This window comes from Phytohabitans rumicis, from assembly GCF_011764445.1.
Classification (GTDB): domain Bacteria; phylum Actinomycetota; class Actinomycetes; order Mycobacteriales; family Micromonosporaceae; genus Phytohabitans; species Phytohabitans rumicis.
Window position 1 is genome coordinate 447,141 of record NZ_BLPG01000001.1, and the last position, 10,524, is coordinate 457,664.

At 70.7% G+C, this 10,524-nt stretch carries 11 protein-coding genes; 8 read left to right on the forward strand and 3 right to left on the reverse strand.

What is annotated here, in order from left to right; genetic code table 11:
• Window positions 1–126 precede the first annotated feature (126 nt).
• Window positions 127–717: a dihydrofolate reductase family protein gene (locus tag Prum_RS01975; RefSeq protein ID WP_173073454.1), complete on the forward strand. Its 591-nt coding sequence runs from the start codon at window positions 127–129 to the stop codon at window positions 715–717.
• 117 nt (window positions 718–834) lie between these two features.
• Complete coding sequence (locus Prum_RS01980) at window positions 835–1,560, forward strand: HNH endonuclease signature motif containing protein (protein WP_246277586.1); 726 nt, start codon at window positions 835–837, stop codon at window positions 1,558–1,560.
• 52 nt (window positions 1,561–1,612) lie between these two features.
• On the opposite strand, the gene Prum_RS01985 is transcribed toward Prum_RS01980, so the two are convergent.
• Entirely contained in the window at window positions 1,613–2,065 is a 453-nt protein-coding gene (locus Prum_RS01985) for a DUF6232 family protein (RefSeq protein WP_173073455.1), read from the reverse strand.
• Between the two features lie 243 nt (window positions 2,066–2,308).
• Here Prum_RS01985 and Prum_RS01990 point away from each other — a divergent pair, with 243 nt between their 5' ends.
• Both Prum_RS01990 and Prum_RS53530 read left to right on the forward strand, forming a co-directional pair.
• Window positions 2,309–3,730 carry an OFA family MFS transporter gene (locus Prum_RS01990; RefSeq protein ID WP_173083306.1) on the forward strand — a complete coding sequence of 474 codons (1,422 nt, stop codon included), beginning with the start codon at window positions 2,309–2,311 and terminating at the stop codon, window positions 3,728–3,730.
• A complete protein-coding gene (locus Prum_RS53530) occupies window positions 3,727–3,858 on the forward strand; it encodes an MFS transporter small subunit (RefSeq protein WP_281368828.1) in 132 nt (43 codons plus the stop codon). Before Prum_RS01990 ends, Prum_RS53530 begins: the two co-directional genes overlap by 4 nt.
• Before the next feature lie 48 nt (window positions 3,859–3,906).
• Here Prum_RS53530 and Prum_RS01995 read toward each other — a convergent pair whose 3' ends face one another.
• Entirely contained in the window at window positions 3,907–4,560 is a 654-nt protein-coding gene (locus Prum_RS01995) for a hypothetical protein (RefSeq protein ID WP_173073457.1), read from the reverse strand.
• Window positions 4,561–4,690: 130 nt separating this feature from the next.
• On the opposite strand from Prum_RS01995, the gene Prum_RS02000 reads away from it, so the two are divergent.
• Genes Prum_RS02000 through Prum_RS02015 form a run of 4 tightly spaced genes read left to right on the forward strand, consistent with a single transcriptional unit; the run spans window position 4,691 to window position 9,859 of the window.
• Entirely contained in the window at window positions 4,691–5,293 is a 603-nt protein-coding gene (locus Prum_RS02000) for an RNA polymerase sigma factor (RefSeq protein ID WP_173073459.1), read from the forward strand.
• The gene (locus tag Prum_RS02005; RefSeq protein ID WP_173073460.1) at window positions 5,290–5,931 is read left to right on the forward strand and encodes a CU044_5270 family protein; all 642 of its coding nucleotides are present in this window, start codon (window positions 5,290–5,292) and stop codon (window positions 5,929–5,931) included. The genes Prum_RS02000 and Prum_RS02005 overlap by 4 nt, the downstream gene beginning before the upstream one ends.
• Window positions 5,877–6,191: a hypothetical protein gene (locus Prum_RS02010; protein ID WP_173073462.1), complete on the forward strand. Its 315-nt coding sequence runs from the start codon at window positions 5,877–5,879 to the stop codon at window positions 6,189–6,191. Before Prum_RS02005 ends, Prum_RS02010 begins: the two co-directional genes overlap by 55 nt.
• Entirely contained in the window at window positions 6,188–9,859 is a 3,672-nt protein-coding gene (locus Prum_RS02015; protein ID WP_173073464.1) for a S8 family serine peptidase, read from the forward strand. The genes Prum_RS02010 and Prum_RS02015 overlap by 4 nt, the downstream gene beginning before the upstream one ends.
• 53 nt (window positions 9,860–9,912) lie before the next feature.
• Here Prum_RS02015 and Prum_RS49070 read toward each other — a convergent pair whose 3' ends face one another.
• Window positions 9,913–10,161: a hypothetical protein gene (locus Prum_RS49070; protein ID WP_218576951.1), complete on the reverse strand. Its 249-nt coding sequence runs from the start codon at window positions 10,159–10,161 to the stop codon at window positions 9,913–9,915.
• Window positions 10,162–10,524: the final 363 nt, after the last annotated feature.

Genomic DNA, 10,524 nt, shown 5'->3' on the forward strand with positions numbered 1-10,524 from the left:
TGGCGGACCGTCGCGGCCCTGCCAGCAGCATAGGGTCACGGCGGCAGCCGTGCCGGGCCGCTGTCCGATCCGAACCATCGGCTCCGACGTCCCAGGCAAATCCGGACTTCGGAAGGGACACAGACCATGGGCAAGCTGATCGCGAGCGCGACGGTCTCGTTGGACGGCTTCATCGCCGACGAGTCGGACCGGGTAGGGCCGCTCTTCGACTGGTACACCAACGGAGACGTCCCCTTCAACGGCGGCGACCCGGAGCGGGTCTTCCACGTCTCGGCCGCCAGCGCCGCGTACATGCAGGAAACCTGGTCACGGATCGGAACGGCGGTGATCGGCCGTCGCCTGTTCGACATCACCAACGGCTGGAACGGCCGCCCCGCGGCCGGCGACGCCGTCTTCGTGGTGACCCACGAACCACCGACGCAGTGGCCGTTCCCCGACGCGCCGTTCACGTTCGTCACCGACGGCCTGGCAAGCGCGATCGCCCAGGCCAAGGCCGCCGCCGGGGACAAGGACGTGTCGCTGACCGGCGGTGACCTGCTGGGCCAGGCCCTGGCCGCCGGCCTGGTGGACGAACTCCAGGTCAACCTGGTCCCGGTGGTGTTTGGCAAGGGCGTACGGTTCTTCGGCGCGTACCAGGGCCCACCCGCACTCCTGGGCAACCCGGAGATCGTCCAAGGCGACCGGGTCACCCACCTGCGATACGACGTACGGCGATAGCGCACCCAGGGAGAAGGTACCGCCGATCCTTGCGAGCGTCTCGCCTTGGCACTGGCGCGGACTGGGCGCAACTGCGTCGATGTTGACCGCATCAACGCGGGACCGCAACCGTCCACCGTGGAGGAACCTGTCCACAAGCCACCCCGAAACCCCAGCGCGCCGTCGCCCGTTTGTAGGCGACGGGTCGGCGACCGGCACGGCCCACCCCCGATCATCCCAACGCACGGGGGACGTTACCGATCGGGTGATCATGCGTGCCCGGCTCGCCGCGATGGCCGCGCCGCAGGACTCCGACGATGCGGAGTTGCCGGCGCCCTCGCCGTGCACTGGGCTCCACTGCGCGGAATCCGCGCCGCTGGCGGCGAACGACCACACGTGGTCGTCACCGTGTCATTCGACATGCTCCGCCTCGCCCTCGGCGTCGGCACCCTGGACACCGGCGAGCGACTCAGCCCGGAGCAGGTACGCCGACTGGCCTGCGACGCCAAAATCATCCCCGCCATCCTCGGCGGCGACGGGCAAATCCTCGACCTCGGCCGCACCCGCCGCCTCATCAACGGACCACTACGGCGCGCCTTGGAGTTACGGGACAAGGGCTGCGCCTTCCCCGGCTGCGACCGACCACCACGCTGGTGCCACGGACACCACATCAAATCCTGGGCCGACGGCGGACCCACCACCTTGAACAACAGCGTCATGCTCTGCGGCCACCACCACCGGCTCATCCACCGCGGACACCGGACCGTCCAGATCGCCACCGACGGGATACCCGAATTCATCCCACCCGCGTACGTGGACCTGGAGCGCCAGCCACGCCGCAACACCTACCACCGCCGCGAATGACCTTGACTTGAGCGGGGTAACGAGCAGGCACGTACTCACCCAACTCGCGTCGCTAATGACACCACAAGCGCCCGGGGACACCGGGGCGGTGCCACGCGGCAACGGCGAAGTCCTCCAGGTCGTCCATCGCTCGCACCAGGGACCGGCACACCTGGCCGTATCGGATCGCGTCGTCGGTAGCCAGCAGCAGCACCGGCAAATCGCCGACGCTGGCCCACAGTTCCAGCCGCCTGCCGTAGCGGCGGACGTCCTCCAGACCCGACAGCGCCACCGCTGTGACGGGCGAACTGAGGGCCAGCCCGGCCAAGACTCCGAACGCGCCTACGGCCAGCTTGGCCAGCATCGCCGTCGCCAGTACGGCCAGGCCACGCGCCGCGCGTCGCCCGACCGCTGCCGAGGTCTGCCGCCAGATTCGGTCCATCTCCACCAGCCGGTACCGGTGGCCACGCACCCAGATCGCCGCGGACGTCACACGCACGTCCCCGTCGTCGTAGAAGATCCGCATATCCGACCCCACGCTCGCGCGCGCATGGACAGCGCCGCGAACCGGCTATGGCATACCCGGTTCGCGACTGATCACTCCACCCATTTCCGACAGCTACTCATCCGATCGTGCCGCTCGGCTCATCCGAACGGCCATCGGGCGCCAGGGAGCGACCGGCGGCCGTTCATCCGCCGGCGTACGCACTAGGTTGCCGGCAATAGCCGCATTTCGCTCGCTCGCCGGGAGGTGCACCCCTTGTCGCTCATGTCAGCGCTGGACCACAAGCACACCGTCGCGCCACCCGGGTACAGCCGGTGGCTGATCCCGCCCGCCGCCCTGTCGGTGCACCTGTGCATCGGGCAGGCGTACGCGACGAGTGTGTACAAGAACTCGTTCATCGCGCACTTCGACACCAGCCAGACGGCGATCGGCGTCATCTTCAGCATCGCCATCGTGATGCTGGGCCTGTCCGCGGCGGTCGGCGGCACCTGGGTCGAGGCGAACGGGCCGCGCAAGGCGATGTTCGTGTCCGCGTGCTGCTGGGCGACCGGCTTCCTGGTGAGCGCGGTGGGCATCGCGTCGGAGCAGCTTTGGCTGGTCTACCTGGGGTACGGGGTGCTCGGCGGCATCGGGCTGGGCATCGGGTACATCTCGCCGGTGTCCACATTGATCAAGTGGTTTCCGGACCGGCCCGGCCTGGCCACCGGGCTCGCCATCATGGGTTTCGGCGGTGGCGCCATGGTCGCCAGCCCGCTGTCGCGCCAGCTGCTGTCGTTCTACGACTCCGGCTACGACTCGGCCAACGCCAGCTCGGTGGCGTCCGGCGGAGCGCTGGTGGCACTCTTCGTCACGCTGGGCATCGGCTACTTCGTCGTCATGATGTTCGGCGTCGTCAACGTCCGGGTCCCGCCACCAGGCTGGTCTCCCGCCGGGTTCGACCTCGCCGCGGTCGCGAGCCGGCCGCTGGTCACCACCGGGCAGGTCGCCGCGTCCAACGCGATCCGCACCCGGTCCTTCTGGCTACTGTGGATCGTGCTGTTCTGCAACGTGACCGCCGGCATCGGGATCCTCGAACAGGCCAGCCCGATGATCCAGGATTTCTTCCGGGAGGACGGCGTGTCCAGCGTCGCGGTGGCGGCGGCGGCCGGCTTCGTCGGGTTGCTGTCACTGTTCAACATGGCCGGGCGGTTCGCCTGGTCGTCCACATCGGACATCATTGGGCGCAAGCCGATGTACGTGGTCTACCTGGGCGTGGGCATGGTGCTGTACGCGCTGCTCGCCTCCGTCGGGCACGCCGCGACCGGGCTCTTCGTCCTGCTGGCAGGGCTGATCCTGTCCTTCTACGGTGGCGGGTTCGCGACCATTCCGGCGTACCTGCGGGACCTGTTCGGCACGTACCAGGTTGGCGCCATCCACGGGCGGCTGTTGACCGCCTGGTCGGCGGCCGGCATCGCGGGGCCGCTCATCATCAACGGGTTCCTCGACGCGCAGGGTAAGCCCGGCACGCTCACCTCGTCGGCGTACCGGCCGGCGCTGTTCACCATGGTCGGCGTCCTGGCCATCGGATTCGTCGCCAACCTGTTGATCAGGCCGGTGCCGGAACGCTTCCACGAACCGGACGCCGCCGCGCCGATCCCACCGCCGGATGCCGCCAAGGAAGCCGCAGAGGAAGGAGCCGCGCGATGAGCCAACCACCGGACGGCCAGCAAGCCCGGCTCTGGGTGTCGTGGCTGCTGGTCGCGCTCCTGCTCGGGTACGGGGTCACCCAGACGGTCATCACCGCCGCGAAGCTCTTTTACGAGCTGACCATGTGAGGCCGGCTCCGCCTGGCCGGCCCCACATGGCGTCGTTGGTGTTTGGTGTCAGTAGGCGTAGACGTAGACCACGGTCTCGTCGATGACGTTGCCGTTGCCCGCCGTGTAGTGGGCCTTGAGCGTGTACGTCTGGCCCGCCTGCAGGTTCAGGGTCTTGTTGACCTGGTTGGAGACGCAGTTGTCGCCGGCGGAGTTCACCGTCCAACTGTGGTTGGCCACGTCAACCCCGTTCAATTGGAGTTTGAACTGGGGTGCGGTATTTTTCTTGATGCCGTTGCCACCCAGCGCGATGACGGCGTAGCCCGAGGGCACCCACGTCGTGGAGACTCCGTTCTGGTAGTTGCCCTCGTACCCGGAGAAGTAGAGCGTGCTGCCGTTGATGAGGTACGCGTGGCCCGCTGTCGCACAGTTTCCCGTGCTGCTGCCCTCATCCTCCACCCACAGACGGTAGCTGTTGGGGTCGCCGCCGTAGTCGGGCTCACAGTAGTAGTCGAGCCACCAGCCGCTGCTGACGCCGAACGAGCCGCGGTCGAGGCACGTGAGCTGGTCGTAGTAACCCTCGATGTACCAGATGGTCGCCATCGCGGACATTGACGTGTTCGGCGTGCTGGCGGGTGGAGCCTGGGCGGCGAGCGCCGGCGTCGCCGGCGCGAGACCCGCGACGAGCAACGCGGCCACCAGAGTCAGCTTTCGGATGAGCACTGCTACCTCCTCCTGGGATCGTGCAATCACGAAGGTAGATGCCGGCCGTAAGCTAGGGGTAAGTCGCCGCTAAAGCGCCAGGACGCCCTGGGAACCAGGTCCGTGGCCGGGGACAGCACACTATGTGGAGATGATTGCGCGCGCCCGCTTACGGGCCGGGGACGAGTCGGCGTTTGCCGAGTTGTTCGACCAGTACGCCCAGGCTGTGTACCGGCACGCCGTCCGGCTGACCGGGGACAGGTCGACCGCCGAGGACGTGGTGTCGGCGACGTTCCTGCAGGCATGGCGGTTGCGGGAGTCGATCGAAGCGGACGGCGGGTCACTGCGCCCGTGGCTGCTCGGTGTCGCTACCAACACCGCCCGTAACATGACCCGCAAGGCGCGCCGGCTTGAGCGGGTGTTGCCCTGGCTCTCGCGGCCCGACGTGACACCCGACTTCGCCGACGAGGTGGCCGGTCGGGTCGACGACGCCGGCCGGCTGGCGCTGGCCGTGGCGGCGCTGCGCGGGCTGCGTACGGCGGAGCGGGAAGTGGTCGCGCTGTGCGTCTGGGCCGGGTTGGACTACGCGGAGGCCGCGGAGGCGCTCGGGATTCCTATTGGGACGGTCCGATCGCGACTGTCTCGGGCGCGAGAGAAACTCCGCAAGCTGAGCCGGGAACCGGATCGCGCCCCGGGACAGCTAGATGGTGGCCGCATTCACGCGGCACGGCCCGCACAGGAGGGAAACCGATGAACGAGCGTGAGGAGTTGGCCCGGCTGCTGCCGGACCCGGCGCGACGCGACCTTCCTGAGGACCGCCACCAGATTCTCAGGGAGCGCTTCATGCACCAGATCCACGACCTGTCCCGACCGCCGCGGCGTTCGACGAGGCGGGCGATCCTCGCACCCGCGTTGCTGGGCGGTGCGCTGGCCGCGGTCGTCGGCGTCGGCGTGGCCATCGCCCCCGCCGACCACGGGGAGCGGCCGCGGACCACCCGGGAGGAGTCCGCCAGCGACCTGCTCAACCGGATCGCCCTGGCCGCCGCGACCAGTGCCGCCGGGCCGGCCGCGGTCCGCGACGACCAGTATACCTACGTGGAGAACGTGGTCCAGGATCAGGACCGGCGGTACCGCACGCAGGTCTGGCGGTCGGTCGACGGCTCCCGCCCCGGACTGTCGCGCGTGGAGGGTCAGCCGGAGCAACGGTTCGGCCCGGCCGCCGGTTCCCTCACCTCGCCCACGTACCGGTTCGTCGCCGAACTCCCGACGGACCCGGACGCCCTCCTGGCGGAGATCACTGTCGCGGCCGAGAAGGAACTTCCCCGCTCTCGCTTCGGGTGCTCGGTGTCATCGGCCGGCTGCTGCGCGAGCCGTACCTCCCGCCCGACCTGATGGCGGCGCTCTACAAGGTGGCGGCGAAGGTCTCCGGCGTCACGGTGGTGCAGGACCTGGAGGACGCGGCCGGGCGGCACGGGATCGGCGTGGTCTTCACCGACCAGCGCATGCGTATCGAATGGATCTTCGATCGGGAGAGCCTGCGGTACCTGGGCCAGCGCAACGTGGTGACGGGGGCCGGGGCTCCCGCACACACGCTCAGCGTGGCCGTGGTCGCCCACGGCATCGTCGACGCCCTCGGTGTCACCGCCAAATGAGGCCGCTGTCGCACAGTGGCCGGCGCGCGGCGGCCGCCGTCGCCGCCACGCTGACCTGCCTGTCCGCGTTCGTGCTCGCGAACGGGAACGGCGCCGCGGAGGTCCAGCCCGCTCGGGTCACGTTGGCCGGACAACCGGCCGGCAGCGTCACCGTCACGCTCATCACCGGCGACCGCGTCATGCTGGGCACCGGCCCGCAACCGCCGCTACGTGTGGAACCGGCCAACCCGCTGGCGCCGATGCGGTTCGCCCAGTTCGCGCGGCACGGTGACTGGTACGTCATCCCCGGCGACGCCGCGGCCCTGCTGCGGTCGGGAGTCCTTGACCGCGAGTTGTTCAACGTCACCGGCCTGGTCCGGCAGGGGTACGACGACGCGCGCACCGACGCCCTTCCCCTCCTGGTCAAGGACGCCAAACCCCCGGCCGGGGCGCGCCCGATGCGGACCCTGCCGAAGCTGGGCATCACGGCCGTGTCGGAGCCGAAGAAGGACGCCGCCGCGCTGTGGTCAACGCTGCGCGCCGGGCCGGCAACGGCACGCGGCAGCGGTGCCCGGATATGGCTCAACCGCAGGGTGCACGCCGCGCTGGACGTCAGCGTGCCGCGGATCGGCGCGCCGACCGCGTGGCAGGCGGGTTACCGCGGCCGGGGCGTGACCGTGGCGGTGCTGGACACCGGCATCGCCGCGGATCACCCGGACTTCGCCGGACGGATCGGCCCGACGAAGGACTTCTCCGGCAAGGGCAGCGTCGCGGACGGGAACGGGCACGGCACCCACGTCGCGTCCACCGCCGCCGGCTCGGGAGCCGCCTCGGACGGTAAATACCAGGGGGTGGCGCCCGAGGCGACGATCGCCGCCGGGAAGGTGCTCGACGACTCCGGCAGCGGCACCATGGACGCCGTACTGGCCGGCATGGAATGGGCCGCCGGGGAGGTCGGTGCCAAGGTCGTGAACATGAGCCTGAGCAGCGGCCCGACCGATGGCACGGACCCGGTTTCGGCCGCGGTCAACGAGCTGACCAACGCGACCGGCGCGCTGTTCGTCACCGCCGCCGGCAACGACGGGGCGGAGCAGGGCGTGTCGTCTCCGGCGACGGCCGACGCGGCGCTGGCCGTGGGCAGCGTGTCCAAAGAGGACGTGCCGAGCGAGTTCTCCAACCGCGGCCCGCGGCTCGGCGACTTCGCGGTCAAGCCGGACCTGGTCGCGCCCGGCGAGGCGATCGCGGCGGCCAGACCCGCGGCGGTCGACCCCATCGGCGAGCCGGTCGGCGACGCCTACCAGCGGCTGGACGGTACGTCGATGGCCACGCCGCACGTGGCTGGTGCGGCCGCGCTGCTCGCCCAGCAACACCCGGACTGGCCCGGCGAGCGGCTCAAGTCCGCCCTCATGAGTACCGCGGCGCCGGTCGCCGGCGCGGACGTCTTCGCGGTCGGCGCCGGTCGCGTCGATGTGGCCCGCGCGATCAGCCAGGCGGTGTCGGCCGTGCCGGGCAGCGTCTCGGCGTACCTGCGCTGGCCCAACGCCGGGGTCACCCAGCGGCACGCCGTCACCTACGACAACACCGGCTCCGAGCCGGTGACCCTCGATCTCGACCTCTCACCCGACGTCCCGGCGACGCTCTCGGCGACCACGGTCACCGTGCCGGCGGGCGGCCAGGCGAAGGTCGAGCTGACCGTCACGGCGCGCGACGGCGGTGCCGGCGCCTTCGGCGGCGTCCTCACCGCCACCGGACCCAACGGGATCGCCGTCCGCACACCCGTGGGAGTGCGGCAGGAACCGGCGATGCACGACCTCACCGTGCGTCTGCTCGACCGCAACGGCGACAGCGCCGGCGGACGGGCGTCCGCGTACGTCATCGGCATCGAGAACGCGGACTTCCACATCGCGCTCGACGGCGACCGGCTGCGGCTGCCGGCCGGCTCGTACGCCGTGCACGGTTATGTGGAGACGCCGCGCGCCGGCCAGGAGCCGAGCCGTACCACCGTCGTACACCCCGAGCTGTCCCTGCGCGACGACACCGAGATCATCCTCGACGCCCGCCTCGGGCGGCGAACGGACATCACGCTCGACGAGCCGGCGGCGCGCGGTGGCGTCAGCTTCGCGATCGGCGTGACGAGGGTGGCCGACGGTGGCCCGCCGTACCAGATCATCACCGCCGCCGACCCCCGGCTAGATGAGCTGTACGCCGCGACGGTGGACGGGATCACCTCCGACAGGTTCGCGTTCGTGCGGCGCGAGGTGCGCCACGAGCCGGCGGTGGAGCTGCACGCCGAGGGCACCGACCGGTTCGAGGTGAACGCCGGCTGGTTCGGCACCGCGCCGGCGTCCGATCTGCGGGAGGAGCTTACGGCTGTCCACGGTGGACAGGGCCGGCCGGAGGATCTGACCGGGCTGGACGCCACGGGCCGGCTGGTCCTGTTGGAACTCCCCGCCACGCTGACGGACGAGGAGGTGGACCAGCGCGTCCGCAACGTCGCGGCGTCCGGCGCGAAGTTGGCCATGCTGATGGTCCAGAGCGAGCCCATGGCCGCCGCGCGGACGACGGCGGCGCCGTCCACCCTGCCGACGCTTATCGGGTACGGGCCGACCGCGGCCCGGCTCGCCGCCGCCACCCGCGGCGGTGCCGTGCCGGTCAGGATGGCCAGCCACCGTGTCGCCGAGCACCGCTACGAACTGGCGTTCGGCACCGAAGGGAGGGTGCCCGAGCGGCCGGAGCGGACCGTCCGCACCAGCGACCTGGTCGCGGTCCACGCCGCCTACCACCGCACACCGGGCACCGGCCCGTACCGCGCGGTCGCCGCCTGGGCGCAGGTCGCCGGTATCGGCGCGCAGGGCCTCGGGTTCCCGATGCGCACCGGGGCCGAACGCGTCGAGTACTTCACCCCCGGTACCTGGGACCTGGAATCAATCGGATCGGAAGGCTGGCAGACGGACGAGTTGGTCGCGCGTGGCGTCCGGTTGCGCACCGGCAAGCCGGCCCGCGTCGAATGGAACAAGGCCGTGGCCGGGCCGACCCTGCGCGGCTGCGTGCAGAGCCGCTTCGGCGCCGCCGTCCCGTGCGTATCGCGGGCCGGCAACGCGCTCGTGGCGCAGCTCCCGCTGTACGGGGACGCGGCCGGACATCCGCGCCACCCCGGTCCGCGGTCCGGCTCCGATGTGGACACCGGTAGCACCAGCCTCTTCCGCGACGGCCACCTGGTGGCCACCCACCCCACCCCGGGCGCGGGCCGGTTCGAGGTGCCGGCGGCCGGCGCGTCGTACCGGCTGGTGGCCGACGCCACCCGTACCGCGACCTGGTGGCCACTGTCCACAAAGGTGCACGCCGAATGGACCTTCCGGTCCTCGGCGGCCGACGACGGCAAGGCGCTTCCGCTGCTCACCGTGCGGTTCGACCCGGCCGTGGACCTGAACAACACCGCGCCCGGCGCTCAGGCGTTCGCGATACCGCTGCGCATCGAACGCCAGGATGGCCCGGCCAACATCACGGCACTGACCGTCGACGTGTCCTACGACGACGGCGCGACCTGGAGCCCCGCCAAGATGGCAGGCTCCCGCGCACTCATCCACCACCCGCCGTCCGGCTTCGTCTCGCTGCGGGTCAAGTCCGCCGACGCCGACGGCAACACCCTGCAACAGAGCATCATCCGGGCCTACCAACTCAGCGCATGACGTCGATGAAGATGGGATTGGTGTAGAGCCACGTGTCCAGCCACGGGTCCCCGTCACCAGGCACGTGCGGCAGCGGCCCGTGCGGGTCGACGTGGGACCCGAGCAGGCAGTTCGCCGTGGTAGTTCGGGCGTGCGGACGTGGTGACGGTCACCTGCAGGGTGAGTCGCTGCCCTCGCCGTACCCGCAGCCGGCCGCCGAGGGTCGCGCCGCGGTGCCCGGTGGCCGCGGTGAGTCGTACGTCGATGCCGTCGACGAGCTGGCCGTGGTCGACCCAGACCCGGCCGGCACGCAGGCCGGCCATCAGGTGCCGGTAGCCGTACGCGGTGACGCCGACATGGGTACGGCTGAACTGGCCGGGCCAGAAAGTCGCTGCCCGGCTGCGGGGTGTCGGTGTTGACCGGGTCGGGCAGCCGGCCGGTGTTGTCGAAGTTCTGGCCGGGCAGCCAGTCGCCGTTGCGCCAGGTGTCGTACACCGTGCGGTGGTTGTCGGAGTTGGTGGTGACCGAGAAGAGGCGGCCCTCCGACAGCACGGCGTCCCATAGCCCGCCGACGGTGGCGGTCATTGGCAGCCAGGTGAGCATCGAATGGCCAGCGTCCGACGAGTCGGGCCAGACCGACCCGGGTGTGCGCGATGGGACACCACTTTGTTGACTTAACACCGGGG

Coding starts and splice junctions, on each gene's coding strand:
- Prum_RS02000 (WP_173073459.1), top strand. CDS start 4,691: ATGATTGCGCGCGCCCGCTTACGGGCCGGGGACGAGTCGGCGTTTGCC.
- Prum_RS53530 (WP_281368828.1), top strand. CDS start 3,727: ATGAGCCAACCACCGGACGGCCAGCAAGCCCGGCTCTGGGTGTCGTGG.
- Prum_RS02005 (WP_173073460.1), top strand. CDS start 5,290: ATGAACGAGCGTGAGGAGTTGGCCCGGCTGCTGCCGGACCCGGCGCGA.
- Prum_RS01990 (WP_173083306.1), top strand. CDS start 2,309: ATGTCAGCGCTGGACCACAAGCACACCGTCGCGCCACCCGGGTACAGC.
- Prum_RS01985 (WP_173073455.1), bottom strand. CDS start 2,065: ATGCGGATCTTCTACGACGACGGGGACGTGCGTGTGACGTCCGCGGCG.
- Prum_RS49070 (WP_218576951.1), bottom strand. CDS start 10,161: ATGGCCGGCCTGCGTGCCGGCCGGGTCTGGGTCGACCACGGCCAGCTC.
- Prum_RS02015 (WP_173073464.1), top strand. CDS start 6,188: ATGAGGCCGCTGTCGCACAGTGGCCGGCGCGCGGCGGCCGCCGTCGCC.
- Prum_RS01975 (WP_173073454.1), top strand. CDS start 127: ATGGGCAAGCTGATCGCGAGCGCGACGGTCTCGTTGGACGGCTTCATC.